We start from the raw sequence: 25,090 nt of genomic DNA on the forward strand, positions 1-25,090 counted from the left end.
CCGGAGTGGTCGGACCTCTGGACTTTGGCGCCGGGAAGTTGGTTAATGAATTAAGGACCGTCGCCCTCGGGAACGTGGTTCTCGTTGTTGACCAACACGTTCGACGTGTTCTCCACGACATCGGGGCGTCAACGGGCTTCGCCACTCGCCGCGAGGAGGACCGGCCATGCATGAATATAAAGTCATCACCGACAGGATCAAGGACTACCCGGATTTCAAACCCTCGGATCTTGAAGCCAGTCTCAACGAGCATGCCCTGTCCGGGTGGAAGGTCGTCACCTGTTTCACCGACTCGACCGTCTGGCATGAGACCACTGTGACCACCATCCTGGAACGCCAAAGCAACTACACCACCAAGTCCTAGGCCGGCGGGAGGTCACCCGACGATCCTCTGGACCGGTCGGGTGACCCGGACACCGCACCCCCGCACCATGGCGCGGATTTTCCTGCCGGGTCCAGGTGATTCCACGGATCACGGCCTTCGGCGCCTTGGAACCGGCTACCAGATCCGAGGAACCAGGACCGGGGTCCTTGCCTTATAGGCCTCATAGTCTGCTTGGCCGCCCCACTTGGCATCGGACTTCTTTTCCAACAGGGGCACCCCGCTGACCTGGGTCAGGAGCAGAATGACCAGGACCGGTGAAATCAGTGCCACCAGCTGCCATCCTTCAAGTGCCGGGAAGGCGACGATGGCGACGCCGATCCACAGCAGGATCTCACCGAAGTAGTTGGGGTGGCGCGAGGTCGACCACAGGCCGGAGGAAATGAATCCTCCTTTTTTCGACGGGTCGGCGTTGAACCGCGATTTCTGCTGGTCGGCCACCACTTCCAGACCGAACCCGAGCATCCAGAGCAGGACGCCAACGAGCGCAAAACCGTCCAGGGGAACTCGGTGATCCGACGTCATGGCCACCCACGCCGCGGCCGCGGTGAAGGTGACCCACAACCCCTGGAGCGTCCACGTGCTCAGGAACCTGACGAAGGAGGGCTTGATCTGGTCAAAACGGTCATCCTTGCCCGCTCGGCTGATACGACGGAACAAGAAGAGTCCGAGCCGCAACGTCCAGATGAGAACCATCGTGGCCAGGATCAGGGAACGCGCGTCGATATCTGGAAGGGCCACAAGAATCATGACGGTAATCGCCACATAGCTCAGCATGCCGGTGAGGTCATAGTACTTTTCGGTCTGCGCCAAAAACGCAGGGATAAAAGCCATCCACTGGATCACGATGGCCATGCCCACGGCCAGGGCAAAGACGGGGATCACTCCCAGGGTGATACCGCCACTGCTGCCGGCAGCAGCAAGCAAGGCTCCGATGATCAGCACGATGGGCAACGTGATCAGCGCCGTGCGCTCAGACTTTTTCACGGAAAAGTTCCTCTCTGCCATGCGGAGCTTTCGCGGAGGCGATGCTACCGATAAAATTTCATTCAATCTTTTGATAATCAAAGAATCTTGACTATACTCGAAGCCTGCCCTTAAGGAACGGAAGCCGCCATGTTGTCCCACCTTTCCGTCGCCACGACCTTGCAGCAAATGTTGATTCTGGCCCGCGAAAGCGAGCGGGAAACGGCTCTGGGATTGGGCCTGAATCTCACGGATTTCCGTGCCCTTTCGGTGCTGACCCAGTCAGGGCCGATGACTTCGGGGAATCTCGCGTTGGAGCTGGGCTCCACCGCGGCCACCACTACGGCCATCACCAACCGTCTGGAGCTGGGAGGCTACCTCACCCGCAACCGGGGCGCGGCAGACAGGCGCCATGTCATGTTGACGGCAACCAACACGGCCTTCCAGGGAATCCTGGACCCGACCCATCCGCTGGCCACTGCCCTCTACGAACAGCTCCAGGGCCTACCCGTTGAGCACAGCACCATCGTCAGCAACTTTCTTGACGCTACCCAAGTCCTGATGCGCAACCACCTGCACACACTGTCTAATAAGGACACCCCGTGAAAGAGTTCACCACGCCGCCCCTGGTGGGTCCAACCATTTATCGAAACGCAACAGAGCTCCTGATGCAACGGCTCAGGACTTCGCCCCACCACATAGCTTTCGAAGTTCGTTCCGCCGGCGCAGCGATCACGGATCCCTGGGACCAAGTGAGCACCAGAGAGTTCGTCGGGCAGGTCCGAGCCCTGGCCAAAGGCTTCATGGCTTCGGGCCTGCAGCCCGGTCAATCCATCGCCATCATCTCGCCCACCCGCTATGAATGGGCCCTGGCGGACATGGCCGCCTGGTTCGCCGGCGCCGTCGTCGTTCCCCTCTACGAGACCGCGGCGGTCAACCAGATATCGGCCATTATCACCGACGCCGACGTGCGCTTCGGTGTGGCCGGCACGACGGAACACGCCCGGATACTCAAACAGGGATTCGAGCAAGCCGGCATGGCCGATGGGCGCATCTGGACGATGGATCCGAACACTGAATCGTCCCTGGACGTTCTGGTGCACAGCGGCGAACACATCACCGATGAGGCCCTGGAGCAACGACGGCTGGTGGCCACACTGGATGCGGTGGCAACCATCGTCTACACCTCGGGGACCACCGCTGCACCCAAGGGTGCGCTCATCACCCATGGGAACTTCGTCAACCAGGTACTGAATGTGGCCGGATCCTACGGTGAGGTGGTCCAGGAATCCGGCAACACGGTGATTTTCCTCCCGATGGCCCACGTACTGGCCCGCGGGCTCCAACTGATCTGTCTGGCCAACGGCATGCGCATTGCCCACCTGGGCGACACTCGTGAAGTGGTACCGGCTCTAGGCGCACTGAAACCCACCTTCTTGGTGGTGGTCCCGCGTGTTCTGCAAAAAATACGGACATCCGCTGCAGCAGCCGCCGAGGCAAAACATCTCGGCCCCCTCTGGAAGGTGGCACAGGACACCGCGGTGCAATGGGGCCGGCTGGCAGAGCGTCGCGATACACATCCGGCAGCACGAGCCGGGCTCGGGCTCCGGATCAAGCACGCCCTCTTTGATGGATTGTTCTATGCCCGGATCAGAAAACTGGTCGGTGGGCGCCTGGGCTATCTCCTCTCCGGTGCCGCGGCGCTGGACGCTGAACTATCGCTGTTCTTCCGCGGTCTAGGATTACCCGTCATTGAAGGATACGGACTCACTGAAACCACGGCTCCGCTGACCGGAAACCTTCCTGGAGCAATCACGGCAGGTTCCGTGGGAGTGCCCATGCCGGGAACCACAGTCCGCATTTCGGATCAGGGCGAGGTCCTGGCTCGCGGGGCCGGTGTTTTTTCCGGATACAACAGACCCGCGGACAACACCGAGGCCTTCATCGACGGCTTCTTCCGCACCGGTGACCTCGGCGAGCTCGATGAGCGCGGGCAGCTGACCCTCAAGGGGCGCATCAAGGATGTCGTCGTCACAGCAGGCGGCAAAACCGTTTCCCCCACCATCTGGGAAGGCTACGTCGAAAATGATCCCCTCATCGCCCATGCCGTGATGGTGGGAGAAGGCCGCCCTTTTCTCGGCGGCCTGCTGCTCCTTGACTTCGAAGCCGTCATCGATTGGGCCCATCGACACGGGGTCACCCGACTGGCGGGCCTTCGAATCCCCGAGACAGGTGGGGCGGTCACCATCGAGGAGCACGGACTTCTCGAAGTACTCAATCAGACGGTCAGCAAGGCGAATTCGAAAGTGTCCCGTCCCGAGCAGGTCCGAAAGTTCCTCCCGCTGCTGACCGATCTCAGCGAAGCCAGCGGAATCATGACTCCCACCATGAAGCTCAAGCGCGGGATCTTCACCCAACGTTCGCGTCCGTTCGTCGAAAAGATCTATGCGCAGTCACCGGAGCAAGGCTAGATTCGCCGGGCCATCTCCTAGACTGTCCGGGTGAACCAGACGCCGCAAAACCTCGAACCACGCCCCGAATTCTCCGACCGGGTGCTCGCCATCCTGCAGGCCACGGCCGCCGGCGCCACCGCAGCCAGGGCCCTGGACGCCCCGGGTGAGACGGAGACCCTGCAGTTGTTCCTGCTCGATGGCCTCCTCGAAGCCGTCGAATGGGCCAATGACGGGGTCGCCTCCGATGAGGCGGCCTGCCTGTGGCTGGCCGGGCTGCGCTGGAGGCACGCCGTCACCGGTTCCTTCCCCGAAGGGGCCCCGGAACCACTGCCGCGGTGGATCGACGCCGCCTTCGCCGACACCGGTGTGCTCCCGGCCCCGAACCTGGCCCCGGGGGATCCACAGAACCGCACGGCCCTGTCCGACCCGGAGATGGCCAGTACCGGTCGGCCGGCCCACCCCACGGCGGATGGTCCGGGGGTCCTGCCGCGGGCAGCGGTCATGGCCCTGCTGCCGCGGGTCGATGAGGGCACGACGGCACGGCTCGCCTCCGATGCCGCGGCCCTGACCCATGGTGCCCCCGCGGCCCACCGGGCTGCCGCATCGGCGGCGCTGGCGGTCCGGGCCGGCCTGGACCTGGGCGTGGAGGCGACGCAGCGTTGGCAGGAGCTGCTGGAGCAGTTGGCGCAGGACGAGGGGACCTCCTCCACCGCCCTGGGTGCCGCCCTGGCGGCCGCCCTCGAGGAGATGGCCTCCGGATTGTCCGAAACCGGTGGGGTCCCCGGCGTCGTCCGGCGTCTGGGGTCGGCACCGGATCCTGATACGGCAGGCTACGCGGCGGCGTTGGTGGCCTCGGCCCGCGGATATCGGCCGGCGGACGGCCGGCCGCAGTCCGCCGTGGATTCGGTCATCCACCAGATGCACCACCGGTGGGTCGAAGCCGTCCTCGGCGCTGCCCCGGAACCGGCGGGCTGATCAGGCGAGCCGGAACCCGTCGACCAGTTGCAGGAACTCACCTTCCGACAGCAGGGAGATCCCGCGTCCGGCCTCGCGCAACCGCAGGACATGTTTGACCTTGGTCGTCAGGCGGGTCGTGTGCAGATCCCCGGGGACGAAGCCGTCGCCGACGACCAGCACCGTGGTGGCGCGGGTGACCCGGCTGGCACAGGTGGCCCCGTTCTCCGCCGCCCGGTTCTTGGCTTCCTGCCGGGTGATGGACAGGTTCCCGGAAAAGACCACCGTCTCCCCGTAGAGCGGGTGCGCGGGGTCGGCCCCGGGGTTCGGCGGCGGGTTCTCCCCTTCGCTGGGCCAGCCTCCGGCCCAGGTCGGTTGGGCGGGGACCAGCATTCCGGCGGCCAGTCGTTCCCTGGCCGAGACCGTCGCCTTGGACAGGCCGTCCCCCGGCGCGTAGGCCGCGGCATGGCCCATCGCCACGCGGGCGGCGCCGGCGGCCCGGGAGACCGAGTCCACGGCATGCCGGTGGCCGATGTCGATCATGATGGAGGCGCAGGCCCTGGCGTCGGCCAGGGCATCATGGTGGTTCTCCATCGGCGATCCCGCGGCTTCGGCGACGAAGGGCAGCGAATAGGACTGCAGCGAGTAGGTCTTGCGCGCCAGCTTCACGGTGCAGGCGAAATCGTAGGCCGGGCCCGCCAGTTCGGAGACCTCCAGGGCGGAACGGATGACCCCGAGGTCGAAGGCCGCGTTATGGGCCACGACGGTATCGGCACCGATGAAGGAGGCCAGTTCCCCGAAGACCTCGCCGAAGCGGGGCGCGGTGGCCACCATATCGGCGGTGATCCCGTGGATCTGCACGTTGCGCGGATCGAAGTGGTCGAACCCCTCGGGCGGGCGCATCAGCCAGTAGGCCTCATCGACGATCCCCCCGTCACGGACGCGGGTGACGCCAACGGAGCAGGCCGACCCGCGAAATCCATTGGCCGTCTCGAAATCGATCGCCGTAAAGTCCAAAGCCACCCCACCACCTTAGCGGGGCATTGCTGGGAGTCTGCCCACACTTTGTCCCGAAGGCCTCTTTCGTCCCAGCCGGTGGCCAGCCCGCCGGTAAGCTGGACCCTGTGATGATTGACGCCCTGAGCCCGGCCCTGGACGCCGCAGTGACCCTCCAGCCCCAGATGGCCGGCTTGCTGCCGGACTTCCTGAACCCCGATGTCTTCCTGCGCGATCCACGGTTGGCGCCCTGGATCATCCTGCTGGTCTGCGGCATCGTCTTCGCCGAAACCGGCCTGCTGGTCGGCTTCTTCCTCCCCGGCGATTCCATGTTGTTCACTGCGGGCCTGCTGGTCGCCACGGGGGCCATCGACGTGAACCTGTGGTTCTTTGCCGGATGCGTGTTCATCGCCGCCTTCGCCGGGGACCAGACCGGCTATCTCATTGGCCACAAGGCCGGGCCGTCGGTGTTCAATAAACCCGATTCGCGGTTCTTCAGGAAGGAATACGTGGACAAGGCCCACGAATTCTTCGAGCGATTCGGCGGCCGGGCGGTCATTCTGGCCCGCTTCGTGCCGATCGTGCGGACCTTCGTCCCGGTCATCGCCGGGGTCGCGAAGATGCACTATCGCACGTTCATCGCCTTCAACCTCGTCGGGGCGCTGCTCTGGGGGGTCGGAGTGACCCTGCTGGGCCACTGGCTCGGGCAGTACACCTGGGTCGGGAACAACATCGACATCATCTTCGTGGCCATCGTGCTGCTCTCGGTCGTGCCCATCGCCGTGGAACTGATCAAGGCCCGCAAACCCGCCCGGAGCTAGCCGGATGCACGAATCCCCCTGATCCGCGACGGATCAGGGGGATTCCTTGGTCTGGCCGGGCGCCTACACCCGGAAGACTCGGCGACGGATCAGCCGGCCCGCAGCACCTCGACGAGGTGGGGCAGCAGGGCCCTGAAGGCCTGGCCGCGGTGGCTGATCGCGTTCTTCTCGGCACTGTCCAGCTCGGCGCAGCTACGGTCCTCACCGACGGGTTGCAGGATCGGGTCGTAGCCGAATCCCCCCTGCCCGCGGGGTGCTTCCAGCACGGTGCCTTCCAGGCGCCCCAGTTCCACCTGTTCGGTGCCGTCGGGCAGGGCCAGGGCGGCGGCGCAGACGAAGGCACCGCCGCGGTGTTCGGCGGGAACATCGGCCAGTTGGGCCAGCAACAGCGCCAGGTTCGCGGCGTCGTCGCCATGGCGGCCCGACCAGCGGGCGGAGAAGATCCCCGGCGCCCCGCCCAGGACGTCCACCGAGAGGCCCGAATCATCGGCGATGGCCGGCAACCCGGTGGCTTCGGCCACGGCGTGGGCCTTGAGCAGGGCATTGGCTTCGAAGGTCACCCCGGTTTCGCGGACGTCCGGGGCGTCCACGGCACCGGCGTCGACGACCTGGGTGTCCACGTCGAGTCCGGGGACCTGCCCGCGCAGCAGCTCGCGGAGCTCACGCAACTTGCCCTGGTTGTGGGTGGCCAGGACCAGCCGGGGGGACGGCGCCATCACTGCTCGAGGGTTTCGCGCTGGATGACCGCCAGCTCTGCGGTCCCCGACAGGGCCAGATCCAGCAGCGCATCGAGTTCGTCCCGCTTGAAGGGTGCGCCTTCGGCGGTGCCCTGGACCTCGACGAAGTCACCGGATCCGGTGACCACGACGTTCATGTCGGTTTCGGCCCGCACGTCCTCCTCATAGGGAAGATCCAGCATCGGGGTGCCATCGATGATGCCCACCGAGATCGCCGACACGCTGTCGGTGAGCACATTGGCCTTGGCGGCGATGAGCTTCTGGCCGCGGGCCCAGGTGATGGCATCGGCCAGGGCAACGTAGGCGCCGGTGATGGCCGCGGTGCGGGTTCCGCCGTCGGCCTGGAGCACGTCGCAGTCCAACACGATGGTGTTCTCACCCAGGGCCTTGGTGTCGATGACCGAACGCAGCGAACGGCCGATCAACCGGGAAATCTCATGGGTGCGCCCCCCGATCTTGCCCTTGACCGATTCACGGCCGTTGCGGGTGTTCGTGGCCCGGGGAAGCATCGCGTATTCGCCGGTGACCCACCCGGTGCCCTCGCCCTTGAGCCAGCGCGGGACCCCGGAGGTGAAGGAGGCGGTGCACAGCACCTTGGTGTTGCCGAACTCGATCAGGGCCGAACCTTCGGCTTGGAGGGACCAACCGCGGGTGATGGTGACCTTCCGCAGATCGGCGGTTCCGCGCCCGTCGGCGCGCTGGATGGTGGATGCATTGGAGCCTGTAGTCATGGGTCCCAGTCTAATGCCGGACACCGGGGCCCGTATCAGGGGTTCAGGGGCGGAAGGGGTCCCGCGGGGCGGGCCTGTCCTTCGGTTCGCCCAGCCGGTCCCCCGACCACACCCCATAGGTGACCCCGGACACGGCGATCGCCAGACCGCCGTCGTACGTGGTCTTCGCCTCGTCGACCACGGTGTTCACATCCGTCCACACCGGGATATGGGTGAGCAGGAGGCGTTTGGCCCCGGCGGCGGTGGCCATTTCCCCGGCCCGTTTGCCGGTCAGGTGGACCCCGTCGATGCCGTCGTCCCGGCCTTCCTCGAAGGCCGCCTCGCAGAGGAACATATCCGCATCATGGGCCGCCTCGACGAGGCCGTCGCAGGAGTCGGTATCCCCCGAATAGGCCAGCACCGAGGTCCGGGTCGTCCCGTCCTGGAGTGGTTCGGTCGCCTCGACACGGATGGCATAGGCTTCCTCGACCGGGTGGCGGACAGGAACCGCCGAGATGGTGAAGGGTCCAAGCTCGACCTTCTGCCGGGGCACCCAGTGGTGGAAGTCGAAGTCCTCGTGCATGCCCGGGTCCAGTTCCAGCCCGTAGGCGGTGGCCATCCGGTCGGCGGTGGCTTCGGGGCCCCAGACGGTGATCCGTTCCCGGTTCCAGCCGTTCGGGTTCCAGTGCACCGCCACATGGAGCCCGCACAGGTCCATGCAGTGGTCGGGGTGCAGATGGGACAAAAAGATCGCGTCGATGTCCTCCAGATCCATATACCGTTGGAGCACCCCCAGCGCGCCGCTGCCCAGATCCAGCAGGATCCGCCAGATGCGTTCGCCGTCGAACGCGGTGACCAGATAGCAGGAGGCGGGTGAGCCGGGGCCGGGGAAGGAGCCGCTGCACCCGATGATGGTCATCTTCATGGCTGCTCCCCCACGGCGGCTCCTTCGGGGACGACGCCGGCGTCGGGGACGAGCACCTGCGGGATCTCCCCGGTGGGGTGGATGGTTCCACCGTGGGCCATATGCCGTACGGACTGGACCTCGGGGCCCAGGAACCTGCGGGCCAACACCTCGAAGTAGCCGGAGTCGCCGGTGGACATGAAATCGTGGGCGCCGTGTTCGCCGGCTTCGCTGGAGAGCCCGTGGCGCATCAGCGCCGCGTAGACGTCCTTCGCGGTTTCCTCGGCACTGGAGACCAGGGTGACGCCGTCGCCCATGACGTAGGAGATGACCCCGGTCAGCAGTGGGTAGTGCGTGCAGCCCAGCACCAGGGTGTCCACCCCGGCGTCCTTCAGCGGGGCCAGGTACCGTTCGGCGGTGCGCAGCAGTTCGGAGCCGGCGGTGACGCCGCTTTCGACGAATTCGACGAACCGCGGGCAGGCGGCTGCGGTGATCTCCAGTTGCGGGGCCGCGGCGAAGGCGTCCTCGTAGGCGCGGGAGCCGATGGTTGCCTCGGTGCCGATGACACCGATGCGGCCATTGCGGGTCGCGGCGACCGCACGGCGGACCGCCGGCTGGATGACCTCCACCACGGGGATCCCGTAGCGGGCCGTATAGCGTTCGCGGGCGTCACGAAGCACTGCTGCCGAGGCGGAGTTGCAGGCAATGACCAGCAGTTTCACCCCGGCGTCGACCAGTTCGTCCATCACTCCCAGCGCGTTGGCCCGCACCTGGGCGATCGGCAACGGCCCGTAGGGGCTGTTGGCGGTATCGCCGACGTAGAGCGTGGATTCATGGGGCAGCTGGTCGATGATGGCCCGGGACACGGTCAGGCCGCCGACACCAGAGTCGAAGATCCCCAGCGGTGCGGAGCGGTCACGGGCGGCCCGGCGATCCTGCAAGGCATCGCCGGGGGGCTGCGCGGAGGCGTGGCTGTTCATGATCTACCGACCATACTGCCTGTGTCGGCGAGGGGGCAGTAATAAAACACGGATGTCTCCCACGTCACAACGAACCGAGCAGTGCCTGCATCAGGGTTTCCTGCAACCAGGTGACGAAGTTGTAGACCAGGGCCAGATATTCGTCCACGTCATCGACCGTGGCGGCGTCGATGACCGAGGAGATCCGTTCGGCGTCGTCCTCGGTACGCAGATCCAGACGTTCGGCCAGGACCAGACGGACATCGTTCAGGGCCTGGGCGAACTGGTTCGCCGCCGCGGCATCGAAGGCCAGGGCGGACGATTCCATCGCCAATGCGGCGGCCTTCAGCGCGCCGATCTTGCGCTCACGCAGCGTCGTTTCGGTCAATCGACGGTATTCCAGCGAGGCGTCCTGGTCCCCCTGCACCGCATCGGGCAGCAACCTCAACTCGGCGGGATCGGTGGGGGCGGCAAATTCCGCGGCGTGGGTGCGCGGATCCATGCCCACCATCGCCCAGAGCGGATCCGGTTCCTCCCCCGGGGCCGCGCCGTCGTCCTCGGGGGCCAGCAGCGTGGCGACGTCCTCGAACAATCCCCTCAGCAACTCGCGTTCGGTCGAATCCAGCCGGGCCGTGAAGCCGCGGGGCGTGGATTTGAAGGCACGGGCCATCGGGTCAGCCCTGGTCCGCGCGCTGGAAGGTCGCCCACAGCCCGTAGCCGTGCATTGCTGCGACATCGGCTTCGACCTGTTCCAGGGCACCGGTGGAGACCACCGAACGCCCTTGTTGGTGGACTTCGAGCATCAGTTGGTCGGCTTTGGTCTCGGAGTAGCCGAAGTGGCTGCGGAACACGTAGCTGACGTAACTCATCAGGTTCACGGGGTCGTTCCAAACCAGCAGGACGTACGGGGTATCCAGTTCCTGCTGCTCGGTCGTCTCGCTGCGTGGCAGGACATCGGTGGGTGCGGTCAAGACAGGCATACCCTCCATTCTACGACGTCAGGGCCCCGGCAGCCGATAGAGTGTGGGTGGGAGCGCGGCAGCGCGGTCCTGAACCGTACGATCCGAGGAGTCCTCCGACCGATGTGGCAGCAGCCGACCTCGCTCTTCACCGACCACTATGAGCTCACGATGCTCCAGGCGTCCCTGCACTCGGGGGCCGCACACCGCCGCTCCGTGTTCGAGGCCTTCGCCCGGCGGCTCCCCGAGGGCCGCCGCTACGGGGTCGTCGCCGGAACGGGACGCATCCTCGAGGGCCTGGAACACTTCCGGTTCGGCACCGAGCAACTCGATTTCCTCTCCGATCGCGGCGTCGTGGATGACACGACGCTGCAATACCTCAGCGGGTTCCGGTTCAGCGGGGACATCTACGGCTATGCCGAAGGCGACCTCTACTTCCCCAACTCGCCGCTGCTGACCGTCGAGTCGACCTTCGCCGAGGCCTGCGTCCTGGAGACCTACATCCTCTCGGTGCTCAACCATGATTCGGCGATCGCCTCGGCCGCCTCACGCATGATGGCCGCTGCCGGGGACCGGCCCTGCATCGAAATGGGGTCCCGCCGGACCCAGGAGCATGCGGCCGTCGCCGCGGCCCGCGCCGCGGTCATCGCCGGGTTCCACAGCACCTCGAACCTGGAGGCGGGCCTGCACTACGGGGTTCCCACCGTGGGCACCGCGGCGCATTCCTTCACCCTGCTGCACGATTCCGAACGGGCCGCCTTCGAAGCCCAGGTCGCCTCCCTGGGGGCCGATACCTCCCTGCTGGTGGACACCTACGACGTCGAACAGGGGGTCCGCACCGCCGTGGAGGTGGCCGGGCCAGCACTCGGCGCCGTCCGGCTGGATTCGGGCGACCTGGTGGAACAGGCCCGCTGGGTGCGCCGGCTGCTCGATGACCTGGGCAACCACAACACCCGCATCATGGTCACCTCCGATCTGGACGAATACGCCATCGCCGCCTTGGCCTCGGCCCCGGTGGACGCCTACGGGGTCGGCACCGCACTGGTCACCGGCTCGGGGGCGCCGACGGCCTCCATGGTCTATAAATTGGTGTCCCGCCAGGACGACGACGGCCATTTCGTCGATGTGGCCAAGGCCGCCAAGAACAAGGTCAGCGTCGGCGGCCGCAAATACGCGGTGCGCCGGCTCAACGAGCGCGGCCGCGCCACCGCCGAGATCGTCGGCATCGGCGAGCCCCCGGCCTCCGATGGGAACGACCGCGACCTGCTGGTCCCGTTGGTGACCGACGGCGTCGTCGCCCGGGAATACACCGGTTCCGCGGGACTGCAGCGTGCCACCCAACGACATCGCGACAGCGTGAAGGAAATGCCGGGTCTTTCCAAGCGGCTGCAGCGCGGTGAACCCGTGATCCCCACCGAATTCGTGGATCATCTATAGGTACCCGACCACCGGGTGCCCAAGGAGGAGAGCAAGACATGGAAACGGCCCTGATCATCGTCGACGTGCAGAACGACTTCTGCGAGGGCGGCTCGCTCGGGGTGAGCGGAGGTGGTGCCACTGCTGCGGCCATCACCTCCTACCTGAACGACCACGGTTGGAAGTACGCCGCCGTCCTGGCCACCCAGGATTGGCATATCGACCCGGGGACCCATTTCTCCTCCGAACCGGACTACGTCGATTCCTGGCCGGTGCACTGCGTCGCCGGCACCCCGGGGGCCGAACTACACCCCGGGCTGGCCCCGGTCCTGAAGGCCGGCGCCTTGACCGCCACCTTCCGCAAGGGCCGCTACGAGGCCGCCTACTCCGGTTTCGAATCCACCCTGGTGGACCCGGAGGATCCGGCGGCCACCTCCGAGGAGGCGGACCGCGAATCCTTGGAGAGCACCCCCGGCGAGTCGCTGGGCGAATGGCTGAGCTCCCGGCATATCCACAAGGTCGACATCGTGGGCATCGCGACCGACTTCTGTGTCCGGGAGACCGCCCTGGACGCGGCGCGGGCCGGATTCGACACCACGGTCCTGGCCCGGCTGACGGCCGCCGTGCACCGGGTGACGGTGCCCACCGTCCTCGGTGAGCTGGCCCGGGCCGGGGTCGCCATCGACCAGGATGCCTAGGCGCCGCCACCCTTTCCGCGAGTGGGCCTACCTGAGCATCCGCGCTTCAACGATGCGTGGTGTTCCCGGGTCGGTCTGTTCGGTCCCATCGAACTCGAAGCCGTTGCGTCGGTAGAAGGAGATGGCCCGAGGGTTGCCCGGTTCGACCCAGAGCATGGCTGCCTCTTCGCCGAGCACCCCGTTGAACAGATCCTGTCCGACGCCGGTTCCGTGGCCGCTTTGGAGCACATATAGGCAGAACAGCTGACGTTCGCGCGGTGGCACGGACTTCGCCGTGGGCACGCTCGGGCCGGAGAACGCGAAGCCGAGGGGTTCGCCGTCCTGCTCGGCCAGGCGGACCTCGAAGTCCTCCCGTTCCTGGCCGAGGATGTGCTCCCACATCCCCTGGCGCTTGCGGCGGTGCTCCTCGGTGAAGAAGCCCTCGGGCAGCAGGTGCTCATAGGTCTGTTGCCACGTGGCCACATGCAACCCGGCCAGGGCGGGGGCATCGGCGGCAGCAGGGCGTCTGATCGTGTAGGCCATCGGTTCATGATGCCATGTCGACTACGGGTCCTGGGGGCATTGCCGTCAGTGGAGTTCAGAGCCCCTGTTCGGCCGCCTGCTCCAGGAGCCATTTCTCGGCGTCCGGCCACGCGACCTGCAACTGGCTGTTGAGCCTTTCGTGGTCGTACCCGTCGTACTGTTTCCAGCGCACTCCCCGACGAGCCAGGCCTTCGCCTAGTTCATGAGGGGGCATGATCATTCCCACGGCATCCTGATCCTGCGCGCCCCAGAAGCCGAAGAGTGGACAAGGCATGAGATCGACTAGTGCATCGGGCGCCAGTTCGGCCAGATCACGATAGAATTCCGCCCCGGCCCACAGATCGAACCGTTCGTTGTACCGCTCCCGGATCGCCGGGTCCTTTTCCAATCCCGCCAGCTCGGCGTCGACGTCGCGCGAGGTGATCCCGTAGTCACCGAGCAGGGGGAACCCACCCGAAGCAACAGCTGCCACCGACCCGTATTCGGCCAGCTGAAGTGCCAGCCACGGTCCGAAGGCACCAGTGAAGGAGTAGCCGAAGACCAGGAACCGTTCATGGCCCAATTGGTGTGCCACCTGCCGCAGGTCGGTGGCCCAACGGTTGGGCAGATAGGGAGCACCCGTGCGTGTGCTGGTTGCGAAGTCCCGCGGGGAAGCGACGATGAGCGTGAACCGGCGCGCCATCAACCCCTCCATTTCCCGGGACCAGGTGAAGTTGCACTCCGGCGCCAGTAGCGCAGGTCCGGAGCCCGCTACACGGAACGCGATCCTGGCTCCATCAAGCGTCATGAATCCCATGCCACTGACCGTAGGTGACTCGACCTTCCCTGCCAATACCGGTGGGCTGCTGCGCGAAGGCCTCGACCACCGGATCGACCAGTGGGACCCAGTCGCAGGCCACCGTCGCACTAGACTGCCTGAATGCTCTCCGCCGAAATCATTGAAGCCGCCACGGCGTGGACGTCACCTCGCATCGTGGAATGGTCTCCTTCCCTACACCGCAACCTCAGCGAATGGCTTGAACCCAGTATGGCCCTGGTGGGTGATGCAGCATGGGGAGCGCAGATCCGCGATCTCGTCCAGTTGCCCATTGACGATCCGCTCCAATGGGCCAATCGCCGCATCCCCCTTCCCGGCGGAGAGTGGGCAATCGCCGGCATCCGTTTCAGGGTCCGTGATATCAGCAGGCCGTTTGTCGACATCATCGCCACCTCCCTCGCCCCGGAGCCCTCCCAGTTGGCGGCCCTGGCCGACGTCCTGCCGCATTTCACCGCCTTCTCACCCCTCTGCCTTCGCATCCACTGCCCCGATCCGGAACAGACCCTCTCCGAGCTGGCACGGTGCGGTACCTATGCCGGGCACGCGGCCACTGACTTGCTCATTGTCGCCGGACTGTTGGAAACCCTTAAATGGCGCGCCATGCCGAGCAGCACGGAGAGCGTCGAGCTTCGAGCCGTCGATCCTCAAGCAGCGGCAGACCGTGTGGCCGCGATATACGACGAGCTGGAACATTCGCGCCCCGGCATCAAGTCCTGGGCGTCCCCGGCCGACGTCGATCTTCTGTCCAGCGCAGCCACAGAAAATCTGCTGTTCGAGGTGTGTTCGGATTCTGAGCCGATCGGTGTCGTTGCCGCTGCCCGCGAGAACGCTTACGGCATGTCGGGATACAGCGTCCAGGAGCTGTGCCTCAACGCGGAGCACCGTGGACGCCGGTTGGGCCGGGCCGTACTGCTCCAGCTCTGCGGCCGGTTGCCGATCGCCTCGGTCGGCGACGTGCTCTGGGGTCACATCCACCCCGACAACAAGCCTTCCCTGGACAATTCGCTCTCCATTGGCCGTGAGGTCGTCGGAGGGCATCTGTGGCTGAGCCCCGCCGGCTACGAGGGGATGCCGGCATGATCGGCGAACCGAGAGCTGGCTCCCTTTGCGCTGCCCCGGCGTCCGCTCCGGTGGAGCCGGTGATTCGGCGGGTCACCACCGAGGATATCGGCGCGCTCGTCAGGCTCCGGGCCGTCATGTTCGAGACCATGGGCCAAGCGTCCTCTCCGGAAGCTCCCTGGCTGGCCGAGGCGTCGCAATGGTTCACCGACCACTTGGGTGTCGATGCCTGTGCGTACATCGTCTATTCCTTCGGGACAGCAGTGGCGGCGGCGCTTGGCTATGTCCACACCACACCACCGTCGCCGGCAAGCTGCGCAACGGTGACCGGGCACCTCTCCAATGTCGTCACCCTCGAGGGCCATCGCCGCCGTGGACATGCCCGTGCCTGCGTCCAGGCGCTCCTGGAGTGGTTCCGCCATGAAACCTCGGCGGCCAGGGTGGATCTGGCGGCCAGCGAGGACGGTCTGGCCCTCTATGAATCCCTGGGGTGGGTGCGCCGGGAGCAACCCACCTTGCGTTTATCCCTCCACCGCGACTGAACGGGATCGTCCACCCGAACGGGTCATCCCGAGGCGGTCAGCGAACGACGGCGAACCGTTCCAGGACGACCATGGTGTCGTCATCGGGTTCGAAGTCCGCTCCGAGTTCGGCCCGGATCTCGGCGGACGTCCAGAACTCCAGGTGGTCGGCCCGCCATTCGGCCACCGAGGTATGGCCTTCACCTTCGGCCAAGGCATGGTCGAGGGGCACATCTGCCAGCCGCACGAAGTCGACGCCGGTGGTCTCCACGGCGAAGAGCCTTTCGCCGTCGGAGCCGACGACGCAGCCCGCGTCGCCGACAACCGGCAGCGTCCCATCACCGACCTCGTATTCGCGCATCAATGAGCTGGTCGAGGTTTTGGCGCCGGATTCGATGGCAGCAATCAAGCTGTCGCGTAGCGGCCCCGGGAAGGCAAATTCAATGCTCGGAAGGTCGTCGTTCATTGGCACAGCTAACCAGAACCTCACGGTTCCCCACTAGTCGACGGCCCCTCCGGCACCCGCCAGCAGCGCCGCGAGTTCCTCCAGGGCCTCCTCCCCCGTCAGGTCCCGGGCCAGCAACGGCAGTTCGGTCATCGGTACCGCGGGGAGGTTCCGGCGGAGCACCTGCAGTGAAGCGTCTTCGAGTTCTCTGCGTTCGGCCAGGAACGACCCCGCATCCGCGGGTGATCTGCGGTTGACCACCAGGGAGGCGACGTCGATCCCCAAATCGCGCAATTGCCGCACGATGTCCAGGGACTCGGCCACGGGCATCTTCTCGGCCAGACTCACGATCACGAAACCGGTGGCGGTCTCGTCGGTGATCGCTTCCCGCATGCGGGAGAACCGGTCGCGGCGGGCGATCAAGGTCCGGCGCAGCTCCGAATCCGTTGCCGCCTGGGGGTCTTCACCGCCGACGAGCCCGCGGGCGGCGGCGGCGAACCGCTCGGATCTGGACCGACTGGCGAGCAAGGATTCCGTCCATCCCGTCAGCTTTTCCGGCAGGGTCAGCAAGTGCAGGGTATGCCCCGAGGGAGCCGTGTCGAACAGGACCAGGTCATAGTCGGCGGCTCCCAGATCGATGAGCTCGGCGATCCGTTCCAGGACTGCTGATTCGTGGCTGCCCGGCGCGGTCTTCGCCAGGTCGAGATGCTGCTGCGCGGAGCGGTGCAGTTGCTCGGGAAGGAGCTTCATCATCGTGGCGCCCACCGACTTGAAGTGGCGCTCGATGGTGGCCTGCGGGTCGATTTCCACGGCATCGACATACCCCGTGGCAGCGGTACACACCCGGGTCGCGGTATCCGAGAGCTTCAGGTCCCAGATATGACCGAGGTTATGCGCAGGATCGGTGGAGACGAGCAGGACCCGCCCGCCGCTGCGGGCCCGGGCCAGCGCCAAGGCCGATGACACGGAGGTCTTGCCGACGCCTCCCTTGCCTCCGACGAAGAGTACTTTGCGTTCGCTAGCGAGTTTCAGCAACATCCAATATGGTCCAATGGCGATCGGGGAATGCCGACGCGACGATGCCAGGCATGGAAGTCCTCCCAGACGGCCGGCATCAGTTCGGCGGTGTAGTAGGCGGCGGGGTCGGGGACCCCCAGGGCTTCACCCAGGACGGCGATCATGAACAGATCGTCTTCTTCCTGTTGTTCCCGTTTGAACATCTGGCGGTACGGTCCCACATAGAACTCGTACAGTCCCTCCCGGAAAGCGGACCAGCGCCGGGAGAACTTGTCCCGGCGCCGGTCGGTCGATGCTGGTTCCATCGGGCTAGAGGTCTTCCCTGGTCGCCGTCAGTTCGGCATCGGCCCCCTCGTGCTCGGGAACCATCTTCGTGGCGTTGCGCATGGCAAGGATCGCTTCGACGGCGACCCAGACACTGGCCACGATGATGATGACGTCCAGGGCGAAGAGCATCCAATCGGGGTTGGCGGGGTCGGTGAAGCTGCCCAGTTGTTCGATCGCGGCCCAGAAGGCCATGACGAAGATGATCACCAGCGGAATCAGCGCCGTGATGGGGTTGCGTCCCTTGCGGATCAGGATGACCGCGATGATGGACAGGCTCAGTGAGGCCATCAGCTGGTTCGTGGTGCCGAACAGCGGCCAGATGCGCAGACCGCCTTCGCCGCCCAGGCCCTGGGAGAACGTCAGTCCCAGTCCGAGGACCACGACGATCAGGGTCGCGGGGATCTTGCCGATCTTGACCTTGAACGCCTCTCCGGCTTCCTGGACCACGAAGCGCAGCAGCCGCATCCCGGTATCCATGGTGGTGGCCGCGAACAGCACCGCCATGGTCGCCAGCACCGTGGCACTGAGCGACGCCGGAAGGCCGATGCCGTTCTGCATCAGGTTCGCGCCGCCTTCGACGAAGGCGTTGACCCCGGCGGAACCGAACTCGCTGTAGATCTCATTCCATTCGGCCACGGACTTGAAGCCGCCGATGACCGCGAGGATCGTCCCCAGGGAGAGCAGGCCTTCGCCGACGGCACCGAAGTACCCCACGAACCGGGCGTCCGTCTCCTTGTCGAGCTGCTTCGAGGTCGTACCGGAGGCGACCATGCCGTGGAAGCCCGAGATGGCGCCACAGGCGATGGTCACGAACAGCAGCGGAATCATGCTCGGTGTTCCGTCGGGAACGTTCATGTTGATGGCCGGGGCGACGACATCCGGGGGTGAGGCGGAGAACAACGTGGCCAGCAGGACCGAGCCGAACAGCAGGATCAAACCGACGAAGAGCTGGACGCCGTTGATGTAGTCACGCGGCTGCAGCAGGACCCATACCGGCAGCAGTGAAGCAACCGCCCCGTAGATGAAGAGGGCCAGGATCCAGAAGGTGGCCGGGGACATGCCCAGCGTCGACTCGGGCAGCACCACTGGCATCTTGTCGCCCACCACGATCAGTGCGTACAGGACGACGACGCCGACCACGGTCACGGGCAGCAGCGACCAGCGCAGCCGGTAGACGGCCACGCCCACCAGGAGGGCCACGACGATGGCGCCCCAGACGGGGATGACGGCTCCCGGCGTGCTGATCAGCAGGTTCTTGATGACGACGGCGAAGGCCGCGATCACCATGAGCAGGACCAGGAAGATGACAACGAGGAAGAGGTTGGCCCCGCGTTTGCCGATGTAGCGGGCCGAGAGCGCTCCGATGGAGCGTCCCTTATTGCGCGTCGAGGCCCACAGCGTACCGAGGTCGTGCATCCCGGCGAAGAAGACGGTGCCGAGGGTGACCCAGAGCAAGGCCGGAAGCCAGCCCCAGATCACCGCGATCGCGGGCCCGACGATGGGCGCGGCCCCGGCGACCGACGTGAAGTGGTGGCCCCACAGGATGAACTTATTCGTGGGCATGTAGTCCACGCCGTCCTTGAGTTCATGGGCCGGGGTCACGAAGCTGCTGTCGAGTTTATAGACCCTCTGCGCGAGGAACTTGGAATAGACCAGATAGCCGGCCGCCATGACGGCCAAACCAATGATCATGAGTATCAGGGAACCCATGAAGTTCTCCCCTCCTTGGTGAGCTATCGCGGCCGGCTAGTGCTGAACAGCCCTGCGGTGTCCGATAGTGCGAGTGAACCGAGGCAGGTTTGCGACGGCGGCCGAAGTGATGTCGGTCATATACTTGTCGACAATATCAGGGGCCCCCGAACGGGTCTTCATGTTTCGGGGTCGATCACGTAATGAACGCCTCTAGTCAGCGGAGCCTTCCACCCCTTTGCCCACGAGCCCATGCGACCGGCCCGTGATGGCCTCGTGGGCGAGTTCCATCAAACGGTGGTCACGCGATTCCTCATGGGCGGTGATCGTCACCACGGCGTCGCTGATGTCATCGACCAGGATGTACTGCCCGTACTTTCCATCCAAGCGCCACGCATGACCCGGTCCCCGCCAGGCCGCCAGTCCATAACCGTCGAAAGGGGCCTCGGCTCCGGTCGGGAACCAGTTGGCGTGCATCCTGTCGATCCACGCCGCATCCACCAACCGCTCTCCGCCCCATTGGCCCCTATCGCGCAGCACGCGCCCGATGCGCGCCAACTCCTCGGTCCGCAACTCCAAGCCGCTGCCGCCGCTGATCCACCCTCGTGGACACCGCTGCCATTGCGGATTGTGAATCCCCAGGGGTTCGAAGAGCCGCGGGATCAGCCAGTCGCGCACATCACCAACGATGCTGCCGAGCATGCGCATCGCCACATAGGTACTGGCATTGGAATACTGGAACACGGTCCCCGGCCCGCTACTGGGGCTGGCCAGCATCTCCTGCACCGGATCGGGCCCGGGCACCTCCACGATCCCGAAACACTGGAAGTCGATTCCGCTGGTCATGGCCAGCAAGTGCCCCACCGATACCTGGTCGACCCCGGGCCCGAGCTCGATTTCCGGAAACAGCCCCGGAACCGTCGTGGCCGGGCTCAGCAGTCCTTCGTCGACGGCCATGCCGATGGCGAGGGCACACACCCCCTTGGAGACCGAATAGATGTTTTCCCGGTCATCGCTTCGCCATCGATGCTGCGCTTCGTCCTCCCCCATGAGGACGTGCACCCCGTAGGCGCCGAGTCGTTCCTCCTCGACGGAGGAGACGAAACGATCCAGGACAACTGAAGCGGGGGTCATCGGCCCAGTCTTGCAGTTCCGCCGTGGGACGCCGTCACCCCGGGTTTCTGATACGTTGTTGAACATGTTCAGTGAACACGTTCAATCACGTGAGACCCAACGTCGGGCAACCCGGCGGAAGGTCATGACCGCGGCGGAAGCCCTCTTTCTCAAACACGGCTTCAAGGCAACCACCGTGCGCCAGGTGGCCACGCAGGCCGGGGTGAGCATCGGCACCGTGATGGCCGAGGGCGGCAAGGAGGCACTGCTCGTCTCCGTCTTCGAGGAGTGGATCTCCGGTGTCCACGACCACCGCCCCCTGCCCCCGGAACCTCCGGGCTCGGGGGAATCCGGTGCCCGGACGGCGGATGCCATCACCACCCTGGTCGGGCCCTTCATCGACCTCTTTGCCGCCAACATGCCGCTGGCTCGGGACTACGGGGCGGTCCTGCTCCGCGGGGGCCCCGGTTCCGGGATCTTCCAAGCCCTGGCGGCCACCCTCAAAACGGAGTTCTCCCATGTCCTGGAAGGACATGGCATGCCCCCGGGCACCGCGACCCAGACGGCGACGGCCATCTACTTCGCCTATCTGGGGGTACTCCTCTCCTGGGCCGGTGGCGCCCTGGATCAGCACACGGTCCGTGAGGAGCTCACCTCCGTGGTGGCTTCCCTGCTGGATCCCGAGGACCGTTGACGTGATCCTGCTTCCTGACCCCTGGTGGCCCACCTTCTTGCTCGCGCTGATACTGCTCGCAGATGCCGTCCTTTCCATCCACCCACCGAAGTTCATTCGGGACTGCCTGGATGGGGTGGGCTTTCCCTAGAACTGGTGGTGGGCGCTGATTCTCATCAAGTTCCTCGCCGTGGCCGGCCTGCTGGTGGGGATCACCGTCCCGGGTATTGCCTGGGCTGCCAATCTGGCGGTCATCGCCTACTTCCTGGCGGCCGCCATCGCACACCTTCGCGCTCGCTTCCTGAGGCATGAGTTCTGGCTCAACTGTCTGGGTATGTTGGTTCTCTCCGCGTCGGTCCTCCTGGTCTCCTACTGGAACTAACCGGTCCCAGCCCCGCATGCCACCGTGGCCGGGACGATTCGGGGCGTGTACTCTCGGGTTAACGGCACCCGAGCTCCTCGTGCCGTCTGGAGGTGAGTCGCAATGTTCGGATCAATCGGCCAGCCGGTTTCCGGGGCGAAGAACGATCAGACCGCTCGTATGTTCCTGAAGTACCTGCGGGACCAGGATCCCGACCACGCATCGACCCAGCGCCGCAGGAAGCGGCAGCGGCAGCGTTTCTACCGCAGGGTCAAGGGGTGGTTCACTTCCGACTGAATTCCTGGGATCCATTCGAAGGCTTGGTCCGGGTCAGCCGGTCGTCCGTTCCAGCAGACTCCGGCCAAATCCCTGGCCGGACCTGACCATCCGTTGGGCGGTCCCGAGTCGCTGTTTTTCATAGGCGTTCAGGACCTTCCTGCCCCGTGGACCCACCACACCGCGTTGGGTGAGTGCGCCCAGGGTCTCGGCATCCGCCAACCCGGTATCGAAGCCTGCCCCGGTCATGGGTGAAGGCACATGCGCCGCGTCCCCGATGATCGCGATCCGTCCATGCATCAGTCGTCGGGGAACATATTCGGCGATCGGTGTGGCGATGATCCTGCGTTGCTTCACGCTATGGCGAACGATCCGGCCCCATGGCTCCGGCCAATGCGCGGACCGCTCGTGGATGTCCTGGTACTTCGAGGCCGCGATCCGCTCATTGACCAGTGAGTACTGGGAGACGTCGTCCACCAGGGCTCCGGTCTCACGCAAGTAGTCGTTGCTGGTGGGGTCGTACCACTGCCAGAAATATCTCCGGGGTTCGCCGTTGGTCTTCGTCTCCCCGACGATCATGACCCCGTCCCCGTGGGGCAGGGTAATCATGTCCATGTGGTTGCGGCCTTCGGCCCACCCGGGAGCCGCGTCGTAGGGGGCCTTTCCGGTCCAGATCATGTAGCCGGCATAGCTGGCATCGGGGTGTGCCGGGTCGACGCTGCGGCGTACCAGGCTGCGGTGCCCGTCAGCCCCCAGGAGAATATCCGCCACATGGACCTTGCCGTTGGCATCCGAAGCCCACGCGGTTTCGGCGTCTTGGCCGATATCGACGACTTCGCTCTCATAGTGGATTGATACCCCCGGTTCCAAGGCAGCAGCATCTGCCAACCTGCGCCGGACGGTCGCCCAGCCCTCGGGTCCAGGGGCACCTGCCGAGGCGATCGAGGCAATGGAGGGCATCGCTGTCCCCGATCCGTCGCGCCGCCGGCTGGTTTCCCCCATCCCGCCCCAGAGACGGAGCCCGGTGCCACCCTGACGTTCCTCTTCGGCCCGTTCGAGGACGTCCACCGCCAGCCCCGATCGGGCCAGTGAGATGGCCAGCGCCAATCCGGCCAATGAGGCCCCCACGACCAGGGCCGTCCCACGTGCAGGGATCGGTCCGGGAATGGTCTGTGCTTGACTCACGGTCCCTCCTCCCTTCCCCAGGAATGTCACTGGGCCCTCAACACCGCCGTGACGTCCGGAAGGTCCCTTCCACATCGGGGGCCGGTGATGGGCACAACACCTTGGATTCGACTAGTCTATGCCGCCCTACCATCGCCATCGAGGGGGTTCGCAACGGGCGCATCCCGCCACTACCGGCTGGACGGAACCCGCTGTTTGGCCTACTCCGGAGGCCAAGGCGGTCGAATGCGGCAACCCCGCCCGGGTGGACTGTCAAGCAGGTCCGCGCAGATCTACTCGTGTGCGAGGCATAGCGCGGGATTCAGCCGCTCGTCGTCTTTTCGTTGCCGTCCTCGGGGTCCTCGAGGTGCGTGCGGTAGACGTTGTCCACGACTTCCTGGGGTGACAAGCGCCGCGTCACGGCTACCCAGAACACGATCGCCGTCAGCACCAGGGCTCCGAGTTCCCCCCACCCGAAGGTCAGCAGATCCAGCGAACCGTCCCCGTAGTGCCCGATCCAGCTCAGCAACGCCAGTCCGGCCATCCACAACAGCATCCACCCTCCGGATTTCATCTGCAGTGGCGGGATCTTGCTGCGATCGCTGAATACGTAGTGCAGGACCAGGACGATGTAGCCGATCAGCACCGCCACGAAGAGCTTCCAGTTCGTATCCCAGCCCGTCCAGTACACGATCAGGTTCGCGCAGAGGAATCCGAGGAACGGGAGCACGTCCCCTCCTGGAAGGCGGTAGGGACGCTCCTGGTCAGGGAGTTGACGGGGCAGGGCCGCCACGGTGACCGGACCGCTGCCGAAGGACAGCACCGTTCCGGTCGTGATGAAACCGACCAGCTTCGCCCAGGAAGGGAACGGGAGGAACATGAAGCAAGCGACGACGAACATCACGATGAGCCCGACCCAGGGAACCCCCCGCTTATTGAGCTTTTGCAAGCCCGACGGGGCATTGCCTGCCCGGGCCTGGGAGTAGGAAAGACGCGGCGACAGTGCCGTGTAGATCAGGCCCGTGTCGGCAGGAGAGACCACCGCATCGACGTAGAGGATGACGCCGAGCCACATCGCTCCCAGGACGATTGCGATTTGCGCCCAGGGGCCCGCGTCGTTGGTGAATGACAGGCCCGACCAGCCGTTGTCGAGCAGGCTGTCCGGCACGGCCCCGATGAAGGCGATCTGCAGCAGCACGTAGATGATGCCGGTGATCACGATCGAACCGATCAGTGCAAAGGGGACGTTCTTTTGCGGATTCGTCGTTTCGCCGGCGAATTCGACCCCTTGCCGGAATCCCAGGTAGGAAAACACGATGCCGGCGGCAGGAAGTGCCGCGAAGATCGGCCCCACCCCTTCGGGCATGAAGCCACCGAACCGGGCTTCGTGGAAATGTCCCGGGTGGAAGGCCAGGATGCCGAGCACGACAATGACCAGCAGGATCACGGCGAGCTTCCACCAGACGAGGATGTTGTTGAACCGGGCGAAGAGTTTGACGCCGAACATGTTGATGACACAGAACAAGGCCACCAATACGACGCTGACAGCGATGCCGCCGCCGGTGAGCACGAGGGTCCCCTCCACATCGTGCATGAGCCATGGCAGATAGCTGGAGGCGTATTGAACCGCCGCCAGGACCTCGATCGGAACCGTGGCCGCAACCGCCAGCCAGGTGATCCACCCGCTGGTGTAGCTGGCGAAGGAACCGAAGGAGTAATGCGGGAATCGGATGACACCGCCGGCGACCGGGAACATGACGCCGAGCTCTGCATAGTTCAGGGCGACGATGATGATCATGATGGCCCCGAGGATCCACGAGATGATCGCCGCCGGGCCGACCAAAGATGCCGCCTCGAAGGCACCGAACAACCATCCGGAACCGATGATGGAACCAACCCCGGTGAAGAGCAGACCGATCTTGCCGATATCTGGTTTCAGGCCCCGGTCCAGTTCGACCTTGACCTTGGTGGGAGGTGACGTTGGTGAAGACATCTTCGGCTTCTTCTGTCGAGCACGATCTACATCATGCGGTCAAATGGCTCGGTGAGGCGGGTCACTTTCGTAGTATCTGCCTACTGATTTCGGGTGTCAACAACAACCGTGGGGAACGTTCGCTTTTCTTGTGATGACACGGTCCGCGTGTTTCCGGC

The 25,090-nt window shown here is 65.3% G+C and carries 29 protein-coding genes; 12 read left to right on the plus strand and 17 right to left on the minus strand.

The features are described 5' to 3' along the window. Positions 1-166 precede the first annotated feature (166 nt). Entirely contained in the window at positions 167-364 is a 198-nt protein-coding gene (locus ACT3S6_RS02205; protein ID WP_444553530.1) for a DUF4177 domain-containing protein, read from the plus strand. Positions 365-499: 135 nt separating this feature from the next. On the opposite strand, the gene ACT3S6_RS02210 is transcribed toward ACT3S6_RS02205, so the two are convergent. Beyond that, positions 500-1,369: a DUF1295 domain-containing protein gene (locus tag ACT3S6_RS02210; RefSeq protein WP_444553531.1), complete on the minus strand. Its 870-nt coding sequence runs from the start codon at positions 1,367-1,369 to the stop codon at positions 500-502. A 129-nt stretch (positions 1,370-1,498) separates the two neighbouring features. Between ACT3S6_RS02210 and ACT3S6_RS02215 the strand changes: the two genes are divergently transcribed. The 3 genes from ACT3S6_RS02215 (at position 1,499) to ACT3S6_RS02225 (ending at position 4,776) form a co-directional block, all read left to right on the plus strand. Beyond that, on the plus strand, positions 1,499-1,954 hold the full coding sequence (locus ACT3S6_RS02215; protein ID WP_444553532.1) for a MarR family transcriptional regulator: 456 nt from the start codon (positions 1,499-1,501) through the stop codon (positions 1,952-1,954). A 62-nt stretch (positions 1,955-2,016) separates the two neighbouring features. After that, positions 2,017-3,819, plus strand: coding sequence for an AMP-dependent synthetase/ligase (locus tag ACT3S6_RS02220; RefSeq protein ID WP_444553609.1), 1,803 nt, complete (start codon positions 2,017-2,019; stop codon positions 3,817-3,819). 30 nt (positions 3,820-3,849) lie between these two features. Beyond that, positions 3,850-4,776, plus strand: a complete 927-nt coding sequence (locus tag ACT3S6_RS02225) for an ADP-ribosylglycohydrolase family protein (protein ID WP_444553533.1) — start codon at positions 3,850-3,852, stop codon at positions 4,774-4,776. Here ACT3S6_RS02225 and ACT3S6_RS02230 read toward each other — a convergent pair whose 3' ends face one another. Beyond that, positions 4,777-5,778: an exonuclease domain-containing protein gene (locus tag ACT3S6_RS02230; RefSeq protein ID WP_444553534.1), complete on the minus strand. Its 1,002-nt coding sequence runs from the start codon at positions 5,776-5,778 to the stop codon at positions 4,777-4,779. It abuts the gene before it with no gap. Positions 5,779-5,882: 104 nt separating this feature from the next. Here ACT3S6_RS02230 and ACT3S6_RS02235 point away from each other — a divergent pair, with 104 nt between their 5' ends. Next, positions 5,883-6,572, plus strand: a complete 690-nt coding sequence (locus ACT3S6_RS02235) for a VTT domain-containing protein (protein ID WP_444553610.1) — start codon at positions 5,883-5,885, stop codon at positions 6,570-6,572. An 89-nt stretch (positions 6,573-6,661) separates the two neighbouring features. On the opposite strand, the gene rdgB is transcribed toward ACT3S6_RS02235, so the two are convergent. From rdgB to clpS, 6 genes are all read right to left on the minus strand, one after another. After that, positions 6,662-7,288 (minus strand): RdgB/HAM1 family non-canonical purine NTP pyrophosphatase, encoded by a 627-nt coding sequence (gene rdgB / locus ACT3S6_RS02240; RefSeq protein WP_444553535.1) that lies wholly within the window; start codon positions 7,286-7,288, stop codon positions 6,662-6,664. Next, the gene (gene rph / locus ACT3S6_RS02245) at positions 7,288-8,040 is read right to left on the minus strand and encodes a ribonuclease PH (protein ID WP_444553536.1); all 753 of its coding nucleotides are present in this window, start codon (positions 8,038-8,040) and stop codon (positions 7,288-7,290) included. The genes rdgB and rph overlap by 1 nt, the downstream gene beginning before the upstream one ends. Before the next feature lie 43 nt (positions 8,041-8,083). Continuing rightward, complete coding sequence (locus tag ACT3S6_RS02250; protein ID WP_444553537.1) at positions 8,084-8,944, minus strand: MBL fold metallo-hydrolase; 861 nt, start codon at positions 8,942-8,944, stop codon at positions 8,084-8,086. Further along, positions 8,941-9,903 (minus strand): glutamate racemase, encoded by a 963-nt coding sequence (murI, locus tag ACT3S6_RS02255; RefSeq protein WP_444553538.1) that lies wholly within the window; start codon positions 9,901-9,903, stop codon positions 8,941-8,943. Before murI ends, ACT3S6_RS02250 begins: the two co-directional genes overlap by 4 nt. Before the next feature lie 64 nt (positions 9,904-9,967). Next, complete coding sequence (locus ACT3S6_RS02260; RefSeq protein WP_444553539.1) at positions 9,968-10,552, minus strand: DUF2017 family protein; 585 nt, start codon at positions 10,550-10,552, stop codon at positions 9,968-9,970. Positions 10,553-10,556: 4 nt separating this feature from the next. Further along, positions 10,557-10,862, minus strand: coding sequence for an ATP-dependent Clp protease adapter ClpS (gene clpS, locus ACT3S6_RS02265; RefSeq protein ID WP_444553540.1), 306 nt, complete (start codon positions 10,860-10,862; stop codon positions 10,557-10,559). Positions 10,863-10,964: 102 nt separating this feature from the next. On the opposite strand from clpS, the gene ACT3S6_RS02270 reads away from it, so the two are divergent. Next, positions 10,965-12,278, plus strand: coding sequence for a nicotinate phosphoribosyltransferase (locus ACT3S6_RS02270; protein ID WP_444553541.1), 1,314 nt, complete (start codon positions 10,965-10,967; stop codon positions 12,276-12,278). 38 nt (positions 12,279-12,316) lie between these two features. After that, the gene (locus ACT3S6_RS02275) at positions 12,317-12,955 is read left to right on the plus strand and encodes an isochorismatase family protein (RefSeq protein WP_444553542.1); all 639 of its coding nucleotides are present in this window, start codon (positions 12,317-12,319) and stop codon (positions 12,953-12,955) included. A gap of 27 nt (positions 12,956-12,982) precedes the next feature. Here ACT3S6_RS02275 and ACT3S6_RS02280 read toward each other — a convergent pair whose 3' ends face one another. Together ACT3S6_RS02280 and ACT3S6_RS02285 are read right to left on the minus strand one after the other, a co-directional pair. Further along, entirely contained in the window at positions 12,983-13,477 is a 495-nt protein-coding gene (locus ACT3S6_RS02280; protein WP_444553543.1) for a GNAT family N-acetyltransferase, read from the minus strand. Positions 13,478-13,532: 55 nt separating this feature from the next. Next, entirely contained in the window at positions 13,533-14,264 is a 732-nt protein-coding gene (locus ACT3S6_RS02285) for an alpha/beta fold hydrolase (protein ID WP_444553544.1), read from the minus strand. Between the two features lie 132 nt (positions 14,265-14,396). Between ACT3S6_RS02285 and ACT3S6_RS02290 the strand changes: the two genes are divergently transcribed. Together ACT3S6_RS02290 and ACT3S6_RS02295 are read left to right on the plus strand one after the other, a co-directional pair. After that, positions 14,397-15,374, plus strand: coding sequence for a hypothetical protein (locus tag ACT3S6_RS02290; protein WP_444553545.1), 978 nt, complete (start codon positions 14,397-14,399; stop codon positions 15,372-15,374). After that, positions 15,371-15,895, plus strand: a complete 525-nt coding sequence (locus tag ACT3S6_RS02295) for a GNAT family N-acetyltransferase (RefSeq protein WP_444553546.1) — start codon at positions 15,371-15,373, stop codon at positions 15,893-15,895. Before ACT3S6_RS02290 ends, ACT3S6_RS02295 begins: the two co-directional genes overlap by 4 nt. 37 nt (positions 15,896-15,932) lie before the next feature. On the opposite strand, the gene ACT3S6_RS02300 is transcribed toward ACT3S6_RS02295, so the two are convergent. The 5 genes from ACT3S6_RS02300 to ACT3S6_RS02320 form a co-directional block, all read right to left on the minus strand. Further along, a complete protein-coding gene (locus ACT3S6_RS02300; RefSeq protein WP_444553547.1) occupies positions 15,933-16,340 on the minus strand; it encodes an ASCH domain-containing protein in 408 nt (135 codons plus the stop codon). A 33-nt stretch (positions 16,341-16,373) separates the two neighbouring features. Further along, on the minus strand, positions 16,374-17,357 hold the full coding sequence (locus ACT3S6_RS02305; RefSeq protein WP_444553548.1) for an ArsA family ATPase: 984 nt from the start codon (positions 17,355-17,357) through the stop codon (positions 16,374-16,376). Next, positions 17,348-17,641 carry a cory-CC-star protein gene (locus tag ACT3S6_RS02310; RefSeq protein ID WP_444553549.1) on the minus strand — a complete coding sequence of 98 codons (294 nt, stop codon included), beginning with the start codon at positions 17,639-17,641 and terminating at the stop codon, positions 17,348-17,350. The genes ACT3S6_RS02305 and ACT3S6_RS02310 overlap by 10 nt, the downstream gene beginning before the upstream one ends. 4 nt (positions 17,642-17,645) lie before the next feature. Then, positions 17,646-19,373 carry a carbon starvation CstA family protein gene (locus ACT3S6_RS02315; protein ID WP_444553550.1) on the minus strand — a complete coding sequence of 576 codons (1,728 nt, stop codon included), beginning with the start codon at positions 19,371-19,373 and terminating at the stop codon, positions 17,646-17,648. Between the two features lie 192 nt (positions 19,374-19,565). After that, positions 19,566-20,486, minus strand: coding sequence for a serine hydrolase domain-containing protein (locus ACT3S6_RS02320; protein WP_444553551.1), 921 nt, complete (start codon positions 20,484-20,486; stop codon positions 19,566-19,568). 64 nt (positions 20,487-20,550) lie between these two features. Between ACT3S6_RS02320 and ACT3S6_RS02325 the strand changes: the two genes are divergently transcribed. From ACT3S6_RS02325 to ACT3S6_RS02335, 3 genes are all read left to right on the plus strand, one after another. Beyond that, on the plus strand, positions 20,551-21,159 hold the full coding sequence (locus tag ACT3S6_RS02325; RefSeq protein ID WP_444553552.1) for a TetR/AcrR family transcriptional regulator: 609 nt from the start codon (positions 20,551-20,553) through the stop codon (positions 21,157-21,159). A gap of 169 nt (positions 21,160-21,328) precedes the next feature. Further along, positions 21,329-21,520 carry a hypothetical protein gene (locus ACT3S6_RS02330; RefSeq protein ID WP_444553553.1) on the plus strand — a complete coding sequence of 64 codons (192 nt, stop codon included), beginning with the start codon at positions 21,329-21,331 and terminating at the stop codon, positions 21,518-21,520. Between the two features lie 102 nt (positions 21,521-21,622). Further along, positions 21,623-21,796 (plus strand): hypothetical protein, encoded by a 174-nt coding sequence (locus tag ACT3S6_RS02335; RefSeq protein ID WP_444553554.1) that lies wholly within the window; start codon positions 21,623-21,625, stop codon positions 21,794-21,796. A 33-nt stretch (positions 21,797-21,829) separates the two neighbouring features. On the opposite strand, the gene ACT3S6_RS02340 is transcribed toward ACT3S6_RS02335, so the two are convergent. Both ACT3S6_RS02340 and ACT3S6_RS02345 read right to left on the minus strand, forming a co-directional pair. Further along, positions 21,830-22,960, minus strand: coding sequence for an FAD-dependent monooxygenase (locus ACT3S6_RS02340; protein ID WP_444553555.1), 1,131 nt, complete (start codon positions 22,958-22,960; stop codon positions 21,830-21,832). 301 nt (positions 22,961-23,261) lie between these two features. Continuing rightward, positions 23,262-24,932, minus strand: coding sequence for an APC family permease (locus tag ACT3S6_RS02345; protein WP_444553556.1), 1,671 nt, complete (start codon positions 24,930-24,932; stop codon positions 23,262-23,264). Positions 24,933-25,090 lie beyond the last annotated feature (158 nt).

Source organism: Arthrobacter sp. AOP36-C1-22 (assembly GCF_052377515.1).
GTDB lineage: Bacteria > Actinomycetota > Actinomycetes > Actinomycetales > Micrococcaceae > Arthrobacter_H.